This is a genomic window from Porphyromonas sp. C0041D3, from assembly GCF_056590575.1.
This window is the reverse complement of the sequence record NZ_JBWPWJ010000010.1, coordinates 1-24,125: the sequence shown is the minus strand read 5'-3', so window position 1 is coordinate 24,125 and position 24,125 is coordinate 1. Positions and strand designations below refer to the sequence as shown.

The 24,125-nt window shown below is 53.3% G+C and carries 15 protein-coding genes; all 15 read right to left on the bottom strand.

Annotated features, from left to right (window positions below; all coding sequences use genetic code 11):
• Positions 1-29 precede the first annotated feature (29 nt).
• A complete protein-coding gene (locus AC1EKE_RS07285; RefSeq protein WP_297128711.1) occupies positions 30-1,229 on the bottom strand; it encodes an AGE family epimerase/isomerase in 1,200 nt (399 codons plus the stop codon).
• 51 nt (positions 1,230-1,280) lie between these two features.
• Positions 1,281-3,095, bottom strand: coding sequence for a DUF5018 domain-containing protein (locus AC1EKE_RS07280; protein WP_297128708.1), 1,815 nt, complete (start codon positions 3,093-3,095; stop codon positions 1,281-1,283).
• Positions 3,096-3,114: 19 nt separating this feature from the next.
• Entirely contained in the window at positions 3,115-4,818 is a 1,704-nt protein-coding gene (locus AC1EKE_RS07275; RefSeq protein WP_297128705.1) for a RagB/SusD family nutrient uptake outer membrane protein, read from the bottom strand.
• 31 nt (positions 4,819-4,849) lie between these two features.
• Positions 4,850-7,924, bottom strand: coding sequence for a SusC/RagA family TonB-linked outer membrane protein (locus AC1EKE_RS07270; RefSeq protein ID WP_480308860.1), 3,075 nt, complete (start codon positions 7,922-7,924; stop codon positions 4,850-4,852).
• 127 nt (positions 7,925-8,051) lie between these two features.
• A complete protein-coding gene (locus tag AC1EKE_RS07265) occupies positions 8,052-10,337 on the bottom strand; it encodes a glycoside hydrolase family 20 protein (protein WP_297128699.1) in 2,286 nt (761 codons plus the stop codon).
• Between the two features lie 13 nt (positions 10,338-10,350).
• The gene (locus AC1EKE_RS07260) at positions 10,351-11,772 is read right to left on the bottom strand and encodes a sugar porter family MFS transporter (RefSeq protein WP_297128697.1); all 1,422 of its coding nucleotides are present in this window, start codon (positions 11,770-11,772) and stop codon (positions 10,351-10,353) included.
• A gap of 9 nt (positions 11,773-11,781) precedes the next feature.
• Positions 11,782-12,468 carry a GDSL-type esterase/lipase family protein gene (locus AC1EKE_RS07255; protein WP_480308859.1) on the bottom strand — a complete coding sequence of 229 codons (687 nt, stop codon included), beginning with the start codon at positions 12,466-12,468 and terminating at the stop codon, positions 11,782-11,784.
• A gap of 79 nt (positions 12,469-12,547) precedes the next feature.
• The gene (locus AC1EKE_RS07250; protein WP_297128691.1) at positions 12,548-14,479 is read right to left on the bottom strand and encodes an FAD-dependent oxidoreductase; all 1,932 of its coding nucleotides are present in this window, start codon (positions 14,477-14,479) and stop codon (positions 12,548-12,550) included.
• The gene (locus AC1EKE_RS07245) at positions 14,476-15,570 is read right to left on the bottom strand and encodes a DUF4434 domain-containing protein (RefSeq protein WP_296159941.1); all 1,095 of its coding nucleotides are present in this window, start codon (positions 15,568-15,570) and stop codon (positions 14,476-14,478) included. Before AC1EKE_RS07245 ends, AC1EKE_RS07250 begins: the two co-directional genes overlap by 4 nt.
• Before the next feature lie 41 nt (positions 15,571-15,611).
• Positions 15,612-16,424: a glycerophosphodiester phosphodiesterase gene (locus AC1EKE_RS07240; RefSeq protein ID WP_296159935.1), complete on the bottom strand. Its 813-nt coding sequence runs from the start codon at positions 16,422-16,424 to the stop codon at positions 15,612-15,614.
• A gap of 47 nt (positions 16,425-16,471) precedes the next feature.
• Entirely contained in the window at positions 16,472-17,290 is an 819-nt protein-coding gene (gene tatC, locus AC1EKE_RS07235) for a twin-arginine translocase subunit TatC (protein ID WP_297128689.1), read from the bottom strand.
• Entirely contained in the window at positions 17,265-17,471 is a 207-nt protein-coding gene (gene tatA / locus AC1EKE_RS07230; protein WP_297128686.1) for a twin-arginine translocase TatA/TatE family subunit, read from the bottom strand. Before tatA ends, tatC begins: the two co-directional genes overlap by 26 nt.
• A gap of 34 nt (positions 17,472-17,505) precedes the next feature.
• Positions 17,506-19,746: an alpha-N-acetylglucosaminidase gene (locus tag AC1EKE_RS07225; RefSeq protein WP_297128683.1), complete on the bottom strand. Its 2,241-nt coding sequence runs from the start codon at positions 19,744-19,746 to the stop codon at positions 17,506-17,508.
• A 26-nt stretch (positions 19,747-19,772) separates the two neighbouring features.
• On the bottom strand, positions 19,773-21,389 hold the full coding sequence (locus AC1EKE_RS07220) for a phosphodiester glycosidase family protein (RefSeq protein WP_480308858.1): 1,617 nt from the start codon (positions 21,387-21,389) through the stop codon (positions 19,773-19,775).
• A gap of 32 nt (positions 21,390-21,421) precedes the next feature.
• Positions 21,422-23,254, bottom strand: a complete 1,833-nt coding sequence (locus tag AC1EKE_RS07215) for a DUF6259 domain-containing protein (RefSeq protein WP_297128679.1) — start codon at positions 23,252-23,254, stop codon at positions 21,422-21,424.
• Positions 23,255-24,125: the final 871 nt, after the last annotated feature.

Here is a 24,125-nt window from a genome sequence, read left to right as displayed (position 1 = left end):
ATGCAGCCCTCTGAAATAAATTCAGGTGCCTACTCTCCGAGGAGTTCCTGGGAGAGAATGATCAGCTTAGTCAGCATACGGGGGATGTGGAAAGGACCCTTAAAGAGGTTACCCTTAGCCGGCTGAGCCACCGTGCCATCTCTGTGGAGGTAGCCATACCACTCGGGGTACTCAGCGTCACGGAGGTGGGTCCATGCCCAGTCGAGTGCCTTCTTATGACTCTCGAGGTACTCCTCCCGACCGGTCTCTTTGTAGGCGTAGAGGTGCGCAATGGCTGCCTCAGTCTGGGGCCACCAAAACTTCATATCCTGGCTGTAGTCCTGGCTCGGGAAGCCCTTGCAGTCGCGGAAGTTGATTACACCGCCATAGGGCTCGTCCCAGCCCCACTCCCAGGCGCCATCCAGCACGTCAAGGCCAAAGGTGCGCATCTCATCCGAGATCGGGAGGGAGGGGAAGGCGTGCCCCACCTCCATAAGGAACCAAGAGGTCTCTATGCAGTGCCCCGGGTTGATCGTCCGCCCCCCAAGGGTGTCGATAAGGTCGCCCTCAGGGGTGACACTCTCGAGGATGATGTGGTACTCCGGGTGCCATAGCTTGTGGCGGATCGCCTCATACGATTTCTCCACCTGTCGCTCCAGGATCGGATCATCGACCACCTGACGAAGCACCGCAGCGGTATTCATCAGGATCATCAGGATGCTGTGCCCTATGGCGGGCTGAGTGGGGAGGTACTTCGGTGGCAGTGCACCGGGTGTCTCCAGCCACTCCTGCACCTGGCGGAAGAGCCGGAGAGCCTTGTCGGCATAGCTCCTATCCCCCGATGCCAGCGCGTACTCCGCCATAGCGATGATGCCGAAGGTCTCAGAGAAGACGTAGCGACGCTTACGGAGAGGGAGTCCCTCCCGAGTCACCTCGAAGTACCAACGACCATCCTCCGGGTCAACGCAGTGTTGCTCTGCGAAGTCAAGGATGCTCTTTGCTGCCGCAAGGTACTCAGGACGTGGGTCGACGTGATTGTAGACGTAGGAGAGGATGTAGGCTGCACGGCCCTGAAACCAGACCGACTTGGTCCCGTCCATCAGCGTCCCGTCACGATCGACACAAGTGAGCATACCACCATACTTCCGGTCGAGACCATGCTCGAGCCAGAAGGGGAGGATACTCTCCTGCAACTCCTCTCTGCACTGAGTGATTAAGTTGTGTAGATATTCTTGTGTTGAAGAATTCATTGTTAGGGTTCGATAATTGAGTGGTAATAGTTGCTTGAGGGGAGATCTGCCTTAGATGGAGTACTTCGTGATCTCCCAGCCCATGAATCCCATATCAGTCACCATAAGATAGACATGGACCGTAGTCCCATCGGGGCTGACGTAGAAGCAGGCATCCCCCACCTTATTGGGATTTGTCCCCACGCGCTCATTGAGCCAACCGTAGAGTCGACCATAGTCTACTTCATTAGGCTTTGAGAGGTCTCCGCTGGCGGAGGGATCGTACTTCTTATTGTACGAGTCGAGGATCTCACCATCAGTGAGAGATGCCGGGGCACCACTCTTGATATCAGCCACGATGAGACGATTCCTCCAGTCGATAGCAGCGCTCCAGGTGGGTACTTCACCATTGCCGATAGCGACCAGCTCCATACCATTGAAGTGAGTATAGCCGAAGCCCTTGGTATTCCCATTGACCGTAAACCAATTCTTACCGGGGCCGAAGTAATGGGTCTCACCATCCATACCCACCTTGACCATACCACGGTCCACGAGAGCACCGATCACGACAGGATCGCTGTCCTCTACACCGGTGGGGACACACTTGGAGGCATTGGTAAGGGCTATCACACTCTTGGGAGCAATAAGTCCGCTGTGCTTAACGACCTCACCATCCTTAAGAGAAAGTACGAAGAACTCATTGAGGCCATTGAAGACAAATCCAATGCGTGCCTTGCCACTAAGGACATTGCCGGCAATGCCCATAGTACGGCCGGTATTGGCATTCTTATTCTTGCCCATAAACATCGGATCGTGCTGAAGATCCTGCGTGAAGATCTTGGTCGGAGCACCATCGATCCCATCCTTCCAGACCCATACTTCGAGCGTGTGATTGGGAACCCACTTATTCTCGATCGAGGAGATCGTGGTAGCCACCAGGTGACCTGCCTCATCGTGAGCGATACCATGGATATCACCAACGATGGGATCACGATTGACGGTCTTACCGGTAGCCTTGCCTGTGAAGCGATTGTGGCGAAGGAGTGAACCCTTAAGATTGGCGATGATCAGCTCGTCTCCGATCACAGCCATAGAGCGATTTTGAGCATCGACCCAGCCGTGATCACCATCCTTAATCACCTTGACTCCGAAGAGTGGGGAGATCACGCCCGGCTTACCAAGCGGTGCGTAGTTGGGATCTACGATCTTAAAGCTATACTTAGTCTCTTTCCCACTCTGGGAAACTACTGTGAAAGAGGTATTCTCGTCTGTCAAGTCCATCTCTGCCCCCTCAGCAGGGAGCTTCAGCGTCGACCATGGCGAGGTCTCGATCTCCAGCTTGGCATGCTTAAGCATCTGGAGGTGCTTATACCCAAGCTGTACAACCTTAATGACGCGTGTACCATCCTCACTCGCCGGCTGTAGGATATAGATGAACTTTGCATTGTCACCTCCGTTGAGTAGCTTCATCGAGGTGACGTCAGAACGGTCGGACAGTACATACTCTGCGCGGAAAGTATACTCCTTGCTACTTCCATCTACGTAGTGTATGGTAGACCTAAAGTCCTTAGTGAGGTCATGGACGCCCTCCAGTTTGGGCTCAAATGTAGCACCCACAGGCATCACCGCAGTGAGGACCATCTGGGTCAGGTCACCCTGTATCGGGTCGATATCGGAGAGATAGTAGGGGATCTTAAGAGTAATGAGCCCCTCCTCATCATCGATAGTAGCCTTGAAGGTCTTATCTTTATTGGAGCAAAAAGCCCCCTCTACCGACAATGTATGCAAGTCCGCCTCCTTGGTGTAGCCGGGCTCGACCGGACTCTGACAGCCCGTCAGAAGTCCGAGGAGCGCACCCATGAGAGGTAGTATATATCTTACTTTCATAGCTGTACGTGTTTCGAAGTTATTTCCACTGTTCATTCTGCTCAAGAGCCGCGTTGTTCTTAAACTCATTAAGCGGGATCGGGTTGATCAGATACCTCTCCGGGAAGATGAGCGGTTGAGGATCCACGGCAATATACTGGTACACGAAGTGGTCGTCACTCTTGGTGATCTTGACTCCATGGCGCTGCATGCCATCCATAACCCTCTGAGCGATACCCCATCGACGGAGGTCCCAGAAGCGGTGTCCCTCCAGACCAAGCTCCCTGATGCGCTCCAGCTGCAAGTCACCCAGGTACTCCTCCCAGGAGGCCTTGAGAGCAAGCGCCGGCAGCTGTACCGACGCACGAGTGGTGCGCAGCTTATTGAGCTCCTGGTAGGCCTCGGTGTACTTCCCCAGTCGCGCCAGAGCCTCAGACTTGATGAGCAATACCTCTGCAAATCGCATCTCGATCCAGTACTGATCACTCTTGATATTTACGAGATCTGACTCGGGGTCATACTGAAGATACTTGCGCACCACATACCCGGTGGTCGTGCTTCGAGTATTATCGGCAGTATCATACTCATGGAAGCCATCTACACCACCTACAAAAAGCTCTAGATTGCGTGGCTCCCATCGCTTATTGGCAACATCGACAAGGCGCTTCCATGGGGCTCCATTATAGAGAATAGTGGCATAGAAGCGAGGGTCTCGATCCTTCCAGGGGTCAATCCCGGTAGACCTCACCTCGTCCCAGCTGAAGGGCTTCCACACATCGCCCACCTTGATCTCGTAGCTCCCGGCAAACTCCTCCGTCGGGGTAGCCACCACGCCGGTCTCATGACCGAGGAAGTCGGCAGACGCTCCGTAATAATTATCAAAATTGTGCTGCAGGCTCGGCTTATCGAAGTAGGCGGCAAGGATGAGCTCCTTATTGTGCTCCGTGGTAAAGACCTTGCTGTAGTCGTCCAGAAGAGCATACTTACCCAAGCGCTCTACCTGAGACACCGCATCCAGCGCTTCCTGCCACCTGCCGGCGTAGAGAGCCGCGCGGGACATGAGTGCCCATGCGGCACCCTTAGTAACTCGACCCAGGTCCAGTGCAGGCCACTCCTCGGGTAGCTTCTCCGCTGCCTTGGCGTACTCACTAAGGACAAAGTCCCAGCACTCCTTCTCTGATGAGCGGGCCTTAGAGCGGTCATTTTGATCATCGACCTTCTCCTCGCTGATCCGGAGGACAACACCTCCATATCGCTGGATCAACTCCTGATAAGCAAATGCTCTCCAGAATCGTGCCTCAGCTATGCGGATGGCCACCTCATCTTGGGGAAGCTCAGAGAGCTTACCCTTATTGCAGTCGACAAGGAATTCGTTGATCCTCTTGATCCGACTATACATATCAGCCCAGTTGTCGAGGACAAAGGCTTGTGTATAGCTCTGAGGTTGATAGAAGATCTTATCATTCTCGGAGAAAGTCTGATTATAGAAGGTGGGCTTCATCAGATCCGTGTAGAGCTCACTCATGCGCCCATTGCTCCTGATCTCAGCCGTGTGCGGTGACATCAGTACTCCGTAGAAACTCTTGACGTGGAGGTCAAGATTCTTCATATTGGCATATGCGGTACGCTCACTATACCGATCATTGGGGTCTATCTCCAGAGGATCGCTACACCCCGTCATCGCAGCCGACAGCGCGCCCAGCGAGAAGCAGAGTACCGCTATCTTAGCTATTATCTGTCTCATATCCTTGAGTATTTCTTAGTAAATGATTTCATCAGAAGGAGACATCAAGTCCCAGGCTGACTGTTTTCTGCTGAGGATAGTAGGCCTGGAGGACACTGGGTGCCTCGGGGTCTACGTACTTAAAGCCGGAGAAGGTGAGGAGATTGACTCCGGCCACATAGACTCGGAGGCTCTGCAGACTCATCTTTCTCGTCAGTGTCTCCGGGAGCGTGTAGCCAAGGGTAACATTCTTGAGCCTCAGATAGGATCCATTGATCAGCCAGTAGTCTGAGGTCCAAGCGTTATTGATATTTCCCACGATAGAGAGACGAGGATATTTCCCGCCTGTGTTATCGGGCCTCCAGCTTCCCTCTACAAGATACCTTGGCGGGGTATCTCCTCCGCCATAGAAGGGTTTCGTCAGAGGGGTCATATCCTCGACGCCATTATTCCAGGCACCCTGAAGCATCTGACTATAGAGAGCCGCTCCCTGAAACATTACAGAGAAGTCTATCCCTCTCCAGTCGAGTGAGCCGTTGATTGCATAGACCAGCTCCGGGAATCTGGAGGAGGCTATCTCCACCTTATCATCGACAGTGATACGTCCATCACCATTGATATCCTCGTACCTTATATCTCCCAGCCGGACCTTGCTGGGATGTCTGGGTGCGTTGTCAATCTCCTCCTGTGTCTGGAAGAGACCCACTGCCTTGAGTCCAAGCACTCGACCTACCGAGCGCCCTATCTGACTCTGCCAGGGTAGGATATTGTCCGGCTCTGCTCTCTTGAGGATGCGGTTGTGAGTGTACGAAATGGTACTACTGAGATTGTAGTGCAGATCTCCTACGGTATTGCGATGTGAGAGCACCAGCTCGAAGCCTCGGTTGTCAAAGGTACCTGAGTTCTCGATCGTGGGATAGTTTCCTCCCAGAGAGGGTGGATAATTACCCCCGAGAGGCTGGAGAATATCATAGGTATACTTATAGAAGACATCCATCTCAAGACCCAGGAGTCCCCTCCAGAGAGTAAGGTCAAGGCCGAGGTTGTAGGTCCGCGTCTTCTCCCAGGTCAGGTCGGGGATAGGCATACCGGCAGAGGAGGTGACCAAGGTGTTCTGTGCCTGCGGGTCCTTACCGAAGGCTACATTCTTATTCTGGAGACTGTAGCTCTTGAGGAAGAGATAGGGAGCCACCGTATTACGTCCCAGCTGACCGATACTTCCACGAAGCTTAAGCATATCGACGATATTGGTGCGGTCCTTGATGAAACTCTCCTCAGACATCACCCAAGCGAGGGAGCCGGAGGGGAAGAAGCCCCAGCGGTAGTCCTTAGCAAAGAGATAGGTCCCATCGTAGCGGAATGAAAACTCTGCGAGGTACTTCTTGTCATAGGCATAATTGACACGCCCCACGTACCCGGCATTGGCAATACTGCCACTCTTTCCTCCGTTTCCAGGCCAGCGCTCACCTGCCTCGGGAATGATCTTACCGAAATCTAGCTCTCTGATATCGAAGAGGTCGTAGCTCCGACGACGGGCCTGGAAATTACTGGTGTAGAGACCATTAAGCTCGTAGAGGAAGAGGGCACCAATATGGTGCTTATCAAACGTATTGCTGTACTCGATAGCGGGTCGGAGGGTATAGCCGATATTCTGAGTGTTGCTCATATAGAGGCTACCGTCCTTCTGCAGATTCGTAGCGTCTCTAAGGGTATACGCTTTTTTCCCGAAGTCGTACCACATCACCTCATATGCGTAATTAAAGCTCTTGCCATTAAGTGCCTTATAATCCCAAGAGGCAAACATCGAGACATTGAGACCCTCTACGTAAGGGATGTCCCAGCGGATCTTACCAGAACCCTCGAAGGCATAATTTTTATTCTCTGCAGATCCGGAGTTCCCGATACTGTAGTAGGGATTGATCGGAAGTCGAGCAGGAGCCGTGGGATGGCCGTCATACTCTCGGGGAACAAATGGCCTCGCGTACATGAGTAAGCCCCAGACGTTGCCCGCCTCCTGATTGCCCCAGGAGAGGATACCATCGATGAAGTTATTGCGGTATCTACCTGCGAGATTGATGGACACTGTGATATTCTTTACCGGAACAGCATCAATATTGGCACGTATACCGTACTGACTATAGTGGTTGGTGTTGAGGATACCATTCTGATTCATGAATTCACCACTGGTGTAGTACTTGATGCGCTCGGAGCCTCCCGTCAGAGACACGGTGTGCTTCTGCATAGAGGTGGCCTTTAGTGCAGGAGCGATCCAGTCGGTATTCTCATACCCATCGGTAGGATCACCATTGGTGACCAGGGCCATCTCTTCCTCAGTGAACTTGGGAGCCTTGCCATCCAGCTCGAGCGCTTTATTGTACCACTGCATATACTCCAGACCGTTGACAAACTCAGGAAGAGTCGTCGGGCGTGACCAAGAGTAAGAGCCGGAGTAGCTGATATTGTGTCGTCCCTCAGCACCACGCTTGGTGGTGATGAGGATGACACCATTACCTGCACGCATACCATAGACTGCAGCCGCAGCTGCGTCCCTAAGCACGGAGATGCTCTCGATATCCTGAGGATTGACCTCATTCATCCTTCTCTCCACACCATCGACTAAGATCAGCGGAGAGGAGCTACCGTTATAGGTATTGAGGCCACGGAGCAGGATCTCTGTGCCATCAGCTCCTGGTGCACCTCCGGACTGGACACCGGAGAGACCGGGAGCTCTTCCGACGAGCAGCTGAGAGACATTACTTGTCGGGACCTTAGTGAGGTCGGACTTGGAGATCGTAGAGACGGCACCGGTAAGGTGCTCCTTCTTCTGAGTACCATAGCCGACGACGACCAGCTCACTGAGCTGCTCTACATTGTCCAGTAGCTTGACGTTGATCACCGTCTTACTTCCGACGGTTATCTCCTGCGGTACCATACCGATGAAGCTAAAGACTAGCACATCGGTCTTGGCAGCACGGATAGAGTACCGACCTTCCTGATCGGTTGCAGTGCCGTTACCGGTATTCTTGACCTTTACCATGACGCCGGTAAGAGGCAGTCCGGTATTGTCAGTCACTTGACCGGTGACTTGGAGTTGTTGCCCCTGCGCTGTGACTTGTAGTGCCATCATTAGCACTCCAACCACAAGGGCCAATCTCCAGCAGATAGAGGCAGTTGGGATCTTCATAATCTGCGGTTTTGACTTATTAGGGTTTGTGAATCTATAAAACTATTATTATTAATCTCATTATCAACTCTTACCAGATCACGATCTCATCCGTCATCAGGTATTTATCGTCCGTAGGCATATGATAGTGCACCTTGATGTAGCGCGCCTTACGATCTGTCCTGGTAGTGAATGTCTCTATGCGTTGCCTCCGATCGTCGGGGGAGGTGGCAGATAAGATCCTGCCACAGGAGGTAAAGGTCTGTCCGTCCTCGGAGAGAGAGACCTCGACCCAGCGAGGCATATAGAGACCGGGACCCGCCTGCTGCATGCATCGGGTCGATACCTTGTGTATGGGCTGCACCACTCCGAGATCGATAAGCGCCACATTGTCGCGAGAGGCACGAGTCCCCAGCCACTTACCATCAGAGAAGTTTGCCGTCCCCCGCACGCCGTCCAGCAGCGCCGTCTCAAGACCCACAGAGGCATACTCCCTGCTGGTGGGGGTCAGCCAGGTAAGTCTCTTACCCACCCCCAAGTGATAGTCAGCATCCACCTCCGTCACCCGACCATCTATCCTGCCGGCCACGAAGTGCGCCGCCATGATCCGTGCAGAGTCGCTCACCACGATGGTGTCACCGAGGCTGTATCTCGGCGAGGAGAGTGTCGGGATCGTCCCGTCCAGTGTATAATGTACCTCGAGGGGACGTCGCTCACTCTCCAGTGTTACCAGTATCCTCCGATGAGCATTGTCGACAGTCATACTCTCATCCAAGATGGAGGAGGGACTATAGCTATTGACGCCCCTACCCCGCAGTCTCTCCACCTCGCGATTGAGACGCCACTTAAAGCACTCCGGATCCTTCCGCGACACCTCAGTCCAGCCTATCTCGGCGAGAGACAGGAGGCGAGGAAAGATCATATACTCTGCATGCTCCGGTGTAGGCACATACTCCGTCCAAAGATTTCCCTGTACACCTACGATGTGCCTCTTCTCATCCGATGTGAGTGAGGGGGGTATAGGATCATACCCGTAAGTCCTCATAAAGGTAGTGGTCCAGCCATTGGCCTCCGGCTCATAGCGTCTATCCGACTGATAGTAGTCCAGATACAGGATCCCCACAGGACACATTATGGCATCGTGACCGGACTTGGCTGCCGTGATGCCTCCCTCCTCACCACGCCAGGACATAATAGTCATCTCGTGAGGTGCTCCTCCACCGAGGACATCATCCCAGCCTATGGCTGTGCGTCCCCTGGAGGTGACGTACTCTGAGATGGAGGTCATGAAGTAACCCTGCAGGGCGTCTGTACTCTCCAGCCCCTCCCTGTCACACAGAGCCTTGCATCGTGAGCAGGTCTCCCATCCTCTCTTGTCTGCCTCATCGCCCCCTATATGGATATACTGAGAGGGGAAGAGATCCATCACCTCATCCAGGACCCGGTGTATAAAGGTGTAGGTCTCAGGATTACCGAGACAGAGATCTCTCTCGTACCTTGCCGGACTACCACTACAAGAGAGCTGCGGAAGGGCATAGAGCACCTCACTGCTGTGGCTCGGCATCTCGATCTCAGGGATCACCTCTATGCCTCTCTCCTGAGCGAAGCGGACCACTTCGCGGACCTCCTCCTGCGTGTAGTACCCACCATAGCCGCCGATAGAGTCAGAGGGAATATGCCGTCTGTCACCGGAGTCCCACCAGGTCATAAAGTGAGGCTCGCTACGGTAAGCAGTCTTGCCTACCAGCTCAGGGATGCTCTTGATCTCCAGGCGCCATCCACCACCATCCGTGAGATGCCAGTGGAGCTTATTGAGCTTATACCGAGCCATCTCATCGAGAAGTCGGAGGATAAAGGGGAGGGGCATATAGTGGCGTGACACGTCCAGCATCAGTCCCCTGTAGGGAAGCCGCGGTCGATCCTCGATCTCCAGTGAGGGAAGCCCTCTCGGAGTGATCAGCTGCCTAAGCGTCTGTAGGGCGTAGCGCGCTCCCTCGATCTCCTTATAGCGGAGGAGGACACCTGCGTCAGGAGTTATCCTGAGTGTGTACCCGTCCGGCGTCATCCCCGGATCATACTCGAAGTGGATCATCGAGCGATCCGTCGACTCCTCACACGAGACGCTCAGACCCGAGACCTCCCCCGCCTCCTTGATCTCACCGACCAACTCTCTGGCAATAGGCAAGAGATCACTAAGAGTCTCGGGCAGCGACAGCCTCACTCCATCGGACCACTCATAATACCCCTCGGATAGAGACTCCACATGCTGAGGCATGGGGATCAGGGTGTAGTCCTCCTCTTGAGAATAGGCGGAGAGACCTCCTACGAGGGCAGCGCAGGAGAGGAGGAGTCGGAGTATGTACGAGGTGGAGCTCATGGCGACTAAGTCATCATCGAGATGGAGTAGAGCGGAACCAGAAGCGCTCGATCTCCTCCAGACTCTTACCGGTAGTCTCCGGCATCAGCCTCCATACGATATAGAGGTAGGGCAGGCACATGAGTGCAAAGAGGAAAAAGGTCCCCGACGGCGTCAGCGTCTCCAGCATCCAGGGCGTAAGCTGACCAATCAGGTAGGTCCCGATCCATAGCGAGAGACCCGCCAAGGACATCGCCAGACCTCGGATGCGGGTCGGATACATCTCTGAGAGGAAGACAAAGATCACCGCGCTGATAGACCCCGCGCAGAAGAATATGTATGCCAGGAAGAAGACCAGCAACCAGGTGGACGAGATGCCGATCGTCTCACCATACAGGAAGTATAGCCCTATCAGCACCAGCGACACGATCATACCTGACACGCCATAGTAGACCAGAGTCTTCCGCCCCACCTTATCGATGAGGAAGATCGCCAGCATGGTGGTAAGTACATTGACTATACCGATCCACACCTGATACCATAGAGAGTCCTGCGCTGCCAGCCCGGCACCCTCAAAGATAGAGGGACCATAGTAGAGCACAGCATTGACTCCCATAAATTGTCCGAGCATAGCGATCGCCACCCCGATCAAGACCGGGCGGAGGACAGCCGGTTCCCTCAGGAGCCGGAGAGAGCTCTGCTCAGCGGATGTTGCTGCGATAGCTGCTCTCGTCTCACTCATCTGACTCTCGACCACCTCAGGGTCCCTATGCATAGTGCGTAGGATCGCCCTTGCCTGGTCGTCCTTATGTCTCAGGATGAGCCATCGGGGACTCTCGGGGATAAATAGTATAGCCACAAGGAAGAGCAGAGCAGGGATCGTCTCCATGCCCAGCATCCCACGCCATACCTCTGCGGAGAAGATGAGTTGCATCCAGTCTCCGGAGAGATTCGGCTCAGAGGAGGACCATCGGAGGAGTGCAAAATTGATGAGGTATGCTCCGAGGAAACCAATGGTGACAGCAAGCTGGTAGAGTGCCACCATCCGTCCGCGATACTTAGGGATAGAGATCTCAGAGATATAGAGTGGCGAGACGATCGACACGACGCCGATCCCCATCCCTCCTATGATACGATAGACTACCAGCTGATCAAATGAGTGGCAGACTGCACAGCCTACCGCAGAGGTAGTGAAGAGGACCGCAGAGAGCAGCATACTCCACTTGCGCCCTATCCCATCACTCAGGATCCCGGCGCATAGCACCCCGATAATCGATCCTACCAAAGCGCAGCCCACGTACCAGCCCTGCGACATGGTATCTAAGCCATACTGCCCCACCACGAGAGGGATGGTCCCCGAGATAACTGCCGTATCGTAGCCAAAGAGGAAGCCTCCGAGAGCAGCAATTATCGCCAGGAAGAGCAGGTAGCCGTAGTTGGTCTCTTTCTTCTCCATCTTGTTGCCTTACTTCTCCACCAAGGGGGTTATCTCATTGATCCATAGACGATAGCCCTGAGCAGTCAGATGGATGCCGTCACGGGTATAGGAGGCGCGCAGCATATCTGTCTCCGGGTCTATCAGGAGAGAGAAAATATCCAGGTAAGTACAGTCCATCCTCTTAGCCAGGGCTGAGAGCTCGGCATTGACCTGACGGATATTATCGGTGCTTACTGAGGGCGTGTCAGTCTTGAAGATCTCCCGATTGATCGGAAGTATACTCTCGAGGTAGATCTTCGTGTCGGGGCACTGACTCTTCAGGATACTCAGGATATGCTCGATGTTAGCAATGATCTGAGCATTGGGCTTAGAGCCGATGAGGTCGTTGATACCAATCATCAGGAAGAGCTTGGATGGCTGATGCCGGATGATCTCAGGCATACGGTGGAGCACTCCGGCTGTGATGTCACCCCCGATACCTCTATTGAGGATCGCGACACCGGTGGGTGGCGTAAAGTACTCGTGCCACTGCCAGTGATCAGTGATGCTATTGCCGAGGAAGATGATCGCACCATTATGGGTGGGAGCCTCCTCAAACATCGACTCCCTCATAGTATAGTGGACAAAGGGCTCAAAGGGAGGTAGCTCGCGCTGAGCGTAAAGCGACTGTGCTCCGAGGAGGAGCAGCAGGATCGGAAGCAGATACCTATTCATGTCTTTATTTCTTGATTATAATGCCGTGATTATCACATCGATTCTTTACAGCGGACAAGGGCTTGATCTAATACCGATATTAGAGATCACTAATACCGATATTAGACTTTTCTTTTACCGGTATTAGTGAGCCACCAGGTCGGCACACCTTATTTCCGTAGAGATCCACTTCTTGACTAAAGGGATTGAGTATGCGATCCAGGAGGAGGATAAAGTCTCCCCTCGAGATCGTCCCTCCTAGGTCTTGCCCCGGGAGCTCAGCCTCTGTCACCTCTCTCTGGGAGAGCAGGCTCATCAGCCGGAGTGCCTGGGATACCGATACCTCCTCTTGATCGGCTCCTCTCCACCGGCGGATCTGCTCCACCGCATCGGGGTAGTACTCCTCCAGGCAGAAGATCTCCCCGTAGTGGAGCGGAGCATCGACACGCATCCACGTCTCATTGGACCAATTAATAGTCTTGCCCTCACCCCTCAGGATCCCGGTGACGCCTATGCGCTGTAGGGGGAGGAAGAGAGGGTCGCCCTGAGGGACATCAAGGAAGGGCATCAGATACCCACCTCGCCTCAGCAGCTCACGCTGTACAGCTCTCACAGAGACCTCTGCCGCAGAGATCTCATCCCTGACGGAGAGTGCGGCAAGCAGACCGGCGGCCTGTCCCAGCTGCATGACCACCGGCTGGAGCCGAGTAGTACCATTGACGACATTAGACACGGAGATAGACTTCTCCGCGACGAGGAGGTCTCCCTGATCCTGAGGGATCACTACGCCCAGCGGGACAGCAAAGGAGGGTACCGGATGGAAGTGGAGGTCGGGTAACGCCTCCTCACCGGTATAGGCCTCGTGGTGATGATCCACCGGATAGTCTCCCACCGCCACAGAGGTACGATAGAGAGGGAGTGGCTGATCGTATGGGTGCTCCAGATGATTGAGATCAAAGCGGACTATCCCCCTGATCCGCCGTGACTCTCTGTGGTAGGGGATAAAGGGCCAGCCATCTGCAGTGGGGTACTCATCATCCGCAATACCGAGGTGATCAAAGCCCAGCTCATTATGTATGAAGTAGAGGAAGCGCTTGGTCTTCTCCTTAGCTTGCTGATAAGCCTCCTGACGCTCCTCCTCGGATGACTCTATCACATTGGCGTAGTAATCATTGCCCTCTATCGGCCAATTGATCATATACTTACCATTGGGCAACTTGCCATACCGGAGCATATCCTCCGGCGACCAGAGGGTGCGGTTCGGATTGACAGGGGTATGACAGAGATCCGTCTTGCAAGAGCAAGCAAACTCCCTCGGGTCATAGCCCTCCGGTCGGTGGAGCGGTATGGGGTGATCGTACTCCTTGAGTATGGCTACATAGGTGAGATCCTGTATGATGTGATTAGACTCCTCCGGAGCGACATCCTCCCCTGAGATAGCCCTTGACTCCATACCCACATCGTACGGCACTCCCAGCTCTCCCGCGATGTCACCAAGCTCTGTCGCATCGATCAGTCGACGCGCCAGCACCTGCTCTGAGCCCTCCGGCCTACTTATCCGCAGACGATACCCCTCTCCGGGGGCTGTCACTATAGAGGAGACTGTGGTCGAGGGGTAGAGCGTCAAGTGAGACTCCCGGCGGACCATACGTAGTAGGATCGCATTCCCTACAGAAGGCTCAAAGAGTGTCCGACTCACCCAGCCGGTCGCCAGCGCCTTGTCGTCTCCATAGTGATCGACCAAGGCACGACGAAACTCGCCGTAGATGCCACTCTGCAGCCGGTAATTACCATCCACGGCACTCACTCCGGCCGAGGTGAGCATCCCGCCGAGCCACTCACACTCAGAGAGGAGCAAGGTAGAGCATCCCATGCGGGCCGACTGTAGTGCTGCCGCGGTACCGGCGACACCACCACCCACAACGACCACATCGTACGCTCTCTCCTGACCTGAGAGGGTCTGACCCATCAGTAGGCAGGACAGTGCGACAAGGAAAGCCCGGACGAAACTATGGAGAGAGATGGTCCTCATCTTATGCCAAAGTACTCACGGTATCTGTCGTATAGATGACCTGCCTGCAGGTAAGCAGACTGAGGCGAGAGGAAGTGGGAGAACTCAAAGGTGATCGCCTTATCGTACCCGGCACGCTTAGCAGCCTCGAGCTTGAGACGAAGTTTCTCAAAATTAATCGGGAAAAAGCGTATCGGCATGTCTCTATCAAAGGTCTCAGCATTGGTCCAGCACTGCATACCGTACTTGTCGGCGAGCCTCTTATTCACCTCAAAGAACGCATCCAGCTCATCGTAGTCGATCTGGCCATCCTGGAAGGCTACGGCATCCACCACATCATGAATCCCGGAGAAGATCTCGTCCCACTCCTTCTCATGCTGCTGCACGGAGACAGCATCAGCCTTGGTCAGCGCACTGCCGGAGGCCATCACAGCCTTCTTCCCATCTATCCAGGGAGAGATGAAGGTGGGGAGTCCTCCCGACACATCCTTGCACTGCTTGCCCATCGCGTGGAAGGCACCAATGGCCCCCTTGGTAGCACGACTGATCTCCCCACTGATATACCATCCGCCAAAGCTGCTATACCGCTTACCGTAGCGCTCCCACACCTCATCGATGACATACTTATTATCCTCGATCTCGTGAGACATATCACCGGTATCCCAGTAGACTCCCGAGTCGTAGAGACCGAGGTAAAACTTCATACCATGCTTTTGTGCCAGCCGCAGGAAGAGGTCGAGCAGGTCTCGCCCGGGGCGATAGCAGCCCTTGCTGATCAGGTAGGGCGACGGATAAGTGATAAACTTACGATACCCGCAGCGGATCATTATGACAGTATCTATGCCGATAGCACGCATATACCCGAAGTCCCGATCCCACTCCTCCTCGCCCCAGTTTTGGCAGGGGATATCATGGGTGATCTCATCAAGGAAGGTCCCTGTGATCGGTAGTGCATTACCGACAGGAGCCGTCCGGAGTCGGGACTCTGTGGTGAGGGGCTCTCCGTACACATCCGTGATGGACTCTGCTCTGGAGAGTAGCGTGGAGGAGAGGGCTGCAGCGCCTATGGCTGCGCTCTTCTTAAGGAAGTTTCTTCTACTCTTATCTTCCATAATTATCTATTGGGCTTTGTTGGGAATAGTTATAATCGACCTTACTTGATCGGCTTGCTGATGTCTCTCGGGACTATCTTCAGGAGGTCGAAGACATCCATAGCGGGTATGACGTTGTCTGTCGTCATGAAGTCAAACCCTCTGGGAATGATGAAGTACTGCATCGTGGCAGGCTCATTGACCGTCCAAGCGCCTATGGACATGCCGAGCGATCGGGCCTCATCAAACCACTCCGGATGCTTCCAGAAGACGGAGTAATTGTAGTCTACTCCCCTCATCCCCATAGCATACAGCTCCTTGGGACTATAGTCAGCTCTCAGGTGCATGACGAGTGACTCGGGAGAGGACTTGACGAGCTGCTTACAGATCTCGATACTGAAGGAGATAAAGGCTGTCCGCTCCAGTAGCCCGTGCGCCTTGACCATAGCAAGAGCTTGATCTGCGAGATAGCGCTCTGAGCCTGGGTCTTCCTGAGTCTTGAGCTCTAAGAAAAGCTTTAGGTCGGGGTACGAGCTCAAGGCCTCCAGGAACTCATCCAGCGTAGGGATCTGCTCCTTGCTGCGGAGACGTACGTTATCTCTGAGCTGAGACCAGTCTGTCTTGTCGATACGATAGCCACCGATATCAGGGTCATGTGAGAGTATAAGGACGCTGTCCTTCGTCAGCTGCACATCGATCTCTAAGCCATAGATGCCCCTGATGTCGTAGGCTCGATGGAGTGACTCGATAGAGTTTTGGGCACTTCCACGGACATTCCATAGCCCACGATGGGCAATTATGGCTGTCTGCGACATAAGCGGGAGGTGTGCAAGAAATGCCAGAAGGAGGCAGAGAGTAAGCTTTCGATAGTTCATATATAGTGATTGATTTGATTTTATCAGCAGTTGTGCCATTAAGTCTATCAGTCAGAGGGGATCGTCTTTGCGACTCCGGGTTTCTCCACCCTAACCATCAGGAGAGACAGCTCGTAGAGCAGATAGAGCGGGACAAAAACGACCGTCATCGTGAGTGGATCGCCACTGGGGGTGATGACGGCAGCAAGGATAAGCAGGACAACTACAGCGTACTGCCTACCTCGCTTGAGAGTGTCGACATTGAGGACACCTATAGTAGCCAGCAACTTCACCACCAGAGGGAGCAGGAAGATGATGCCCATCGCTGAGATGAGGGTAAAGAAGTTGCTCATATAGGACTCCAAAGACAATTGATTAGCAATGAGGTCACTCAGATTGTAAAACACAAGAAAGTGCAATGTCAGTGGAAATACCAAGAAGTAACCCACTAAGACACCCAGGTAAAATAGGATCGGCATCCCCAAGAGGACATGCCTCAGGGCAATGGCCTCTCCTCGATAGAGTCCGGGACGTACAAAATACCAGACCTCTATCAAGACAGGAGGTACGAGGACGATCAGAGCAATGGCAATGGCAACCCTGATATGGAGGAAGAACTGCGTCCCTAGCCTGATATTGACAAGCTCTATCGGGAAGCTACCGGTCTCGAAACTCTCCACGGGACTGAGCCGCTCAATACAGCGATAGGTAACAAAGTCCGCCCTACAGGGGCCAAGGATCACTGAGTCAAATATCCTGGGGACAAGGACAAAGGCAACTGAAAAAGCGACCAGGAAGTAGATAAACACCCTGATAAGTACGCCTCTCAGGACCTCTGCATTATCCCAGAAATCGGGCTCCTCACTTCTCCTCCTTGGATGAGTCATCGTCCTTGGGGTCCGTCAGATCCTCATTGAGCCCATCCTTGAAGCTCTTGATCCCCTTCCCGAAGGAGTGCATCAGCTCCGGAATCCTCTTTGCGCCGAAGAGGATCAGGACAACGACTAAGATAACTAACAGCTCGCCCATACCGACCCTTGGCAGAAATAGTAGTGGTAAGTAATTCATAAGCCTATTGATAATTTGAGCTCCGGATGATCCCCTATCGGGACTCATCGGAGGGAAAGTATTTACTTATAAGAAGTGACACATAACGATCTATGGGCATAGATGGCCTGACCTCTGCGATCTCCCCCGTAGAGTGTCTCCACTGATCCTCAAAGGCGATCATCTCTGCCCTAAACTGCTCCTCGTCAAGCGGGACACCCTCCCTGAGAGAGCTCTCCACTGACTCGATAAATCGCTTCCATCGGGGAGCATAATAGTCTGTGACCAGACCGGCGTAGGCTCTATTGGCATAGTCTGTGAGCTGACGCCCCGGCTGCCCCCATACAGTGAGGATGCTGCGTGCATTTCGCTCGTAGTAGTCAGCCTCTGCCTCACTGTGAGAGCCATAGTCTCTCGCATCTCGGAGCCACTTACCGAGCGTAAAGTAGGGCTCATACGTGAGGAGCGCGGCGTAGTCGTCCATAAGCTCCTCCATCTGCTGTCCTACAGCTGATACTCGGTCGAGATCCTTATCCTCGTATGCCTTAGTAAGGGCATCTCTGAGCTCCATAAACCGATTCCCCAAGAGTTGGCGACCAACATTTACGAGATCATAGGTAAGCTCCCTGTGGTGAGTCTCGGCAAAGGTGTAGCCCTGCAAGAGCAGCTGCCACGCTCGTAGCAGATCATCGTTGTCATACTCATAGTCGGGCACTGTGCACCAGCCCTGATAGCCATGCAGACAGGGACGTGCGTGGATCAGCACCGCCTGACCTCCTCTGCTGAAGTCGCGGTAGACTGAGCTCTCGAGGATCTTCCAAGCCTCGTACACGTAATTATTCGCAGGGTTATTACCGCGCTTATCCGCCCAGATTCTGATCCACTCATCCGCTGTAGGTGCGCTCGTCCATGCTTGAGAGAGCACATACTCATACATGATCGGATTGGCATCCAGACCCTCCAGAGTACAGCCTATACCCATAGGTGCTGATGAGGGTGTGGCCTGCGCAGCAGTTAGTTTCTCCTGCACATCACGCATATTACCACAGAGCCAGCTGTTGCCGCCAAAGTTACCGAGGTAGCACCACAAGTATGGCTGGCCATAGAAAGCCTCCGTCTCCCTCCAGACCTCAGCCTTATCGCAGTAATAGTCCAGCAGGTAGATGCTCCCCTGGGGGACTGCCTCTAAGAATGCCCGTATCCGCTCAGGAGTCCAGTGCTCCTTATCGTAATAAAAAAGCCAAGTCATCATGAGCCACTTGGCCTCACTATCGACATCGGTTAGTGAGGTGTGGATTGCCCGTGAGACTTCGGCAAGGAACTCCGGTGACCAGTCGGGAGAGTCCACCTCATTAAACGCATCTATGCCATAGATATGATCGGTGCCGAAGAGCTCAGTCTGCCTCTCCAGATAGAGGGTCTGGATCTTGCGGAATAGTGGCGAAGCCGGTGAGAGGTAGTAAGTCCCGTACTTCTCCTCAAATCCGCCCCACTTACCAAGCCGGAGCACCTCTGCATCGGGGTAGTGCTGGGCAAGCTCCTGGGGGACATGACCAGCAAATGCCGGCAAGACAGGTGTCATCCCAAAGGACCGCTCACGCTCGAGGATCTTCTTCTGTAGCTCCACCTGCTCATCAAGCCAGGAGTCAGGTAGCGGACCTTCCCATCGATCGATATTATTCATACGATGCCAGGGGAGATGGGCCGGACCGGTGAAGTAGCTCTTCACGGACTCCGGATCGAGACCGAGCTCCGTCCAGACGTCAAGCCACACCTTCTCCTGACCAGTAATAGCCAGAGGCATGGTGACACCCTGAAGAGCCATCCAGTCGATTAGGCGCTCCCAGTCAGCCCACTTCCAGTAAGGCATGCTGTAGCCGAAGGTGCAGTAGTTGAGGAAGAACCGCTCCGGTACAACAGCCGATCCCTCAAGGGGTCCCTTGGTATCGGGGAGACGACCGGGCAGCTCCACCTTATCATAAGTGTACGGGCTTACATAGGTATGACAGTACTCGCTGAGGTACCTATTGAGACCCACAGAGAGGGCAAGGGGATCACTTCCCTTGATAGTCACCTTACCTCTCTCGGCAACAACGCTGTACCGAGACGGAGAGTCCAATGAAGTGGTGTCTCTATCAAGCACGAACTGAAAGGCTCCGCTCCTTTCCGGGAAAAGACGATCACACAGCCCGATTAGGGGAGCAATCGCTTCATCCGTCTCCTCAGAGCCATTTCCGCAGGCAGGGATAAGAGGAAGGAGAAGGAGGATAAGTACTAAAGTGATCTTCTGTTTCATATCAGAGACAACAAATGGCAGCCGAGTTATTTCTCAAAAAATCCGATGATCGACTTGATCGCACGGGTGTCACCGGTTGCAGCTACTACGTCCTTATGATTAACGATCTCGCCACTGACCCACATGTTGGTAGAGCCTCCGCCATCGAGGTTGAGGGCATCCTTACATCCCAGTCCCTTCATGATCTGAGCGAGCTCCACTAAGTCAGCTCCCTTGCTCTCAGGAATACGTCCATCGCAGACGAAGAGGACAATGCGACCATCCTCTCGTATGCCTACCGCTGTCCTATCCGGACGAATATCTGATCCGAAAATATCGTAGGGCATAAGCTCAAAATTGGCCAAGTAGTACTCATCACCCTCACGGAATGGTGTGAAGTCTACAGGCACTCTCCCATCCTTAAGTACTACCGGTCCACCGGACAGTCCATAGTAGGGGACCCACTCTACAGGCTTGCCTACAATTTCAGGAAGATAAGAGTCGTATCTTGCCTCTCCCAGGAGGATAGGCATCGGGTGCTCATAGAGGTGTGGCTCGCCGGCCTCTGATCCTCCCCAGTAGACCCTGGCGTCTCCCTCCTTCGTCACGCCAAAGAATCCTCTCATCGCATGGTACATGACGTTGTACTCCGGATGCTTGGTCCTCAAGGAACCGCGAAGGGGATGATTGACACCCTTCAGCCCATTGTGTCCATAAATACCGAGCGTAGTATTCATGTAGAAGTAGGAGCCATTCACAAGGACAAGAGCCTTTGAGAGCTGCTTGGCCTGCTCCGTCAGCGAGGTATTGGTACTGGGGTCATTGCGCTTGATGCGGCTCTTCTCCGGATTACCTACAGCATACCAGGCATTGAAGGGTCGTCCATTGAGAGTAGAGGTAGTGCTATACACCTCCACCTTGCCCTTAAGTCCGTCAGGGGTGATCTCTTTCCAGTCCAGCTTGATGGCTGCAGGTTGCTCCGGGAGAACAACCTTAGACGGCTCACTTACGTACCGAGACTTATCACCGAGAGCGTAGGCTCTGACATAAATCTCTGTCGCATCCTTAGGTAGGCGAGTGATGGGTATCATCTGCATACAGCCCGACTTACCTCTCAAGTCAGCAGGAGCAGGGATATCCAGTATAGGCTCAGCTGACTCCTCAGGAGTACGTGTGACTATCAGCCCGAAGTTTTTGCGCTCCCCTACAAACAGATTGGCAGGCTCATACTCTACCCCTACCCCGGCATGGGAGGCATAGGTACGTAAGATCCTGACGCCCTTGATTGCATCTGCCTTGATCACCTTGTAGAGCGAGGTGGCAGGATATGAGCGACTATCACCGCGCAGAGCAGCGACAGCAAAGTAGTACGATGCATCAGGAGCTATCTCCTGATCCACCACGTAAGAGCGAGCATCGGCGGGCAGCTTAGCAAGTGCCACATACTGCTCCGTGCCGACAGGCTTGTAGCTGACCTCAAAGCCATCAACCGAGCCATTGGGATCACTCCAGGAGAGTATCACCCTACCGGTCTCCATCGACTGTGTGATGGAGAGATTCTCCGGCATGATTACATTTTCAGGCTGCGAGTCAGCTGACTTACTGCATCCCGCCACCGCAAGCAGGAGCAGCAGAGAATAGACGTGGATAGATAAGGGTTTCATAAGGTAGATATAGTATGAGTTGATCGATTATTTCATTTTTCCTGACAGGGGACTTCATCTACCCGGGCGGAGAGTGGAGCGAGGGTTATCCTCTTCCCGGTGGGTAGCGTCAGCTTGTGAGACTGATCATCCCAATTGACAAGTAGCAGATAAGGCTTCCCCTCGGCGGAGCGCCACTTAGCACCCAATACAGCTGGATACTGACCATGACCGGGGACATCCATCAGGGGGACTTCGCCGGGAAACCACTCACAGAGAAGCTGCCCGCCGACGAGGATCGACCTGACCTTGGCACGGAATTGCTGCATACGCTTCAGGAAAAGGGCTTCCCGCTGTGCATCTGCAGCCACAATCCTTCCCGGCTGTATCCAGCCAAGCTGACTTCCCCAGAGGAGACTCTTGGCAGTGATAAACTTGAAGGATCCATTATTAATGGGCGATGCGATATAGCAAAATCCTGTGTAGAGAGCTCTATCAGAGTAGACTATGGGGAAGAGAGGAATAGGCTTATTATCTCCACGCCTGTCGGTATTCACTATGAGCATCAGGTCAAAAAGGTCGATGTAACACTCAGCACACTCCTCTGTCGCAAGGATCTGTCCATCGTTTATAGACCTCGCACGAGCAGCCTGATACATATCACGATACCCCTTAGCCCACCAGTTGCCACCACCGAGAGAGTGGTTATGGTCGGGATTATAGCAGAGATCAGGTGCCGCACAAGCCACTTGATCTATATACACTCCTGATGTAGAGAGTCTCTTACTGATGCTATCGATCACATCACCCTGAACTCTCTGCCAGATCTCAGAGGATGGACAAGCCACATTATGAGGGACCTTAGAGCGATACACTTCTTCGTAGAAGGACCCGTCCTTCTTCACACAGAGCGCCTTATCACCATGATAGGTGCGGAAAGCCTCCGACAGTGGATCCCAGAGACGCCCATTAATATAGGGTACTACGTGAGCGCCCATATGGGATAGCTCACGAAATTTTTCCTTGATCAGAGGCTTCGGAGGGAAATAGTCAGGGTATCGCGTATCAAATGGGTAATGATGCCAGTGATACCAGTGTACGCCGACGTTATTACCATACAGCGCCATAGCACGAAGCAATTCACTATAGCTATCTTCCTTCTGCTTCTGGATCCAAAGGTCATTCTCCATCAGCCAGCGCGGGATCTGGCGCTCAGTGACTGTCTTTGCCCCCCACTCTGTCTGATAAGTAAAGGGTCGATACCAGTCAATTACCGTACTCTCCCACCCGGACTTGCGATAGCCAATAACACTTGACCATGGTAATCGCAGATCATCATTACGCCTCCAGTCCTCTGAGACAGGGACAGTAACGTACATCGATACTGACTGCTCATCTGCAACACTCCTGAAGTGCTTGAAGTGTCCCTCCGTGTCACGTGTTGAGATAAAAGCGGTTCCGCTCGAGGAGGATGCCATAAGAAATTGCATCGTCCCACTTCCGGATGGATAAGGGAGACAGGCCTCAGTCCCCAACTCGATCGTCTTCGAGATGCCATACCCCACGGGCATAATCAACTCCATACTATCCTCACGGGGAACCTTGAACCTCGGAAAGGTAATCTGGTCTACTTGTCGGACGATCGGGCCGGTGATACGAAGGCTCCACTCGGGGAGTGGATCACCATCCACGTTAGAGATCTCCACTGTAACAGTAGAGGTACCGACATCCTGTCTCACTCGCCAGGTCAGCTCGACGAGGTCGTCACGCACCTGACGACCACCTACATACTCTACTTGGCTGTCAGAGAGCTCACCATCCGGTAACTGCAGACTCCACGGGAGAGTCCTATCAACCTCTGAAGAGGCAGAGGTAGTAGGAGACAAAACACTAAAACCATACCCGTCTCCTGAGCTGAAAGAAAGAGACACCTCGTCACTACGTAGCGTCAAAGCTCTGTATTGCTGCGCAGAAAGGGGACCTATAAGCCCCAACAGCGGTAGCATAAACAGAAGCATTAGCGAGATGCGTCGTGCGTAACATTCTTTCATTCTCATAACAGCTGGCGGCTTATGTAGTGATTGCTTGTGACGGACTTTGTCGATTCTTATCAAAAGCTCGATCAGTCTCATCGCAAATCTACTAATTATTTTATCTCCACCAACTATTTCCTCGACAAATCGAATAAAATACCAGCGATGCCCATATATATTTAATCAAGACTGGATAAATAAGGCTACTTATAATTATTATAAGTAATATAGGGAAAAACGTGTTGCAGAGTTTACTTTCTGCGCTCTATTTCAGATGCTCACTCATTAAGGCGAGTGATCACAAATCTGGTTATCAGACGGTTCTAATTTTATTTTAATCAATCCATAGATTTGAAGATGAGTTGAAAATGAGGTGTGGAGGGGGCTGTCGGCGCTCAGAGAGAAATTGGAGAGCATTACGCTGTACTATACGGTCAGCAGCTCTCATACAAAAAGTTCCCCCAAAGAGTACTTAGAATACCACCAGGAGCTAACGGTCGGCTTCGGCGCGCGGCACATTATGCCGCCCTCATTAAGCATGGGCTCACGCGGAACAGCGCCATACATCCTACACCTACAAACTGATCCGACTAGGCGACTGAGGCCTACCGCAGAGCAAAAAAAGAGAGGAGAGACCGGACACGAGTGTGTCTGATCTCTCCTCTCAAAAAGACGGCGGCTACCTACTCTCCCTGCGTACAAGTACCATCGGCGCTATTGGGCT

What these genes read in the sequence shown, in the direction of transcription:
- AC1EKE_RS07285 (WP_297128711.1), bottom strand. Translation starts at nt 1,229, where the DNA reads ATGAATTCTTCAACACAAGAATATCTACACAACTTAATCACTCAGTGC.
- AC1EKE_RS07280 (WP_297128708.1), bottom strand. Translation starts at nt 3,095, where the DNA reads ATGAAAGTAAGATATATACTACCTCTCATGGGTGCGCTCCTCGGACTT.
- AC1EKE_RS07275 (WP_297128705.1), bottom strand. Translation starts at nt 4,818, where the DNA reads ATGAGACAGATAATAGCTAAGATAGCGGTACTCTGCTTCTCGCTGGGC.
- AC1EKE_RS07270 (WP_480308860.1), bottom strand. Translation starts at nt 7,924, where the DNA reads ATGATGGCACTACAAGTCACAGCGCAGGGGCAACAACTCCAAGTCACC.
- AC1EKE_RS07265 (WP_297128699.1), bottom strand. Translation starts at nt 10,337, where the DNA reads ATGAGCTCCACCTCGTACATACTCCGACTCCTCCTCTCCTGCGCTGCC.
- AC1EKE_RS07260 (WP_297128697.1), bottom strand. Translation starts at nt 11,772, where the DNA reads ATGGAGAAGAAAGAGACCAACTACGGCTACCTGCTCTTCCTGGCGATA.
- AC1EKE_RS07255 (WP_480308859.1), bottom strand. Translation starts at nt 12,468, where the DNA reads ATGAATAGGTATCTGCTTCCGATCCTGCTGCTCCTCCTCGGAGCACAG.
- AC1EKE_RS07250 (WP_297128691.1), bottom strand. Translation starts at nt 14,479, where the DNA reads ATGAGGACCATCTCTCTCCATAGTTTCGTCCGGGCTTTCCTTGTCGCA.
- AC1EKE_RS07245 (WP_296159941.1), bottom strand. Translation starts at nt 15,570, where the DNA reads ATGGAAGATAAGAGTAGAAGAAACTTCCTTAAGAAGAGCGCAGCCATA.
- AC1EKE_RS07240 (WP_296159935.1), bottom strand. Translation starts at nt 16,424, where the DNA reads ATGAACTATCGAAAGCTTACTCTCTGCCTCCTTCTGGCATTTCTTGCA.
- tatC (WP_297128689.1), bottom strand. Translation starts at nt 17,290, where the DNA reads ATGACTCATCCAAGGAGGAGAAGTGAGGAGCCCGATTTCTGGGATAAT.
- tatA (WP_297128686.1), bottom strand. Translation starts at nt 17,471, where the DNA reads ATGAATTACTTACCACTACTATTTCTGCCAAGGGTCGGTATGGGCGAG.
- AC1EKE_RS07225 (WP_297128683.1), bottom strand. Translation starts at nt 19,746, where the DNA reads ATGAAACAGAAGATCACTTTAGTACTTATCCTCCTTCTCCTTCCTCTT.
- AC1EKE_RS07220 (WP_480308858.1), bottom strand. Translation starts at nt 21,389, where the DNA reads ATGAAACCCTTATCTATCCACGTCTATTCTCTGCTGCTCCTGCTTGCG.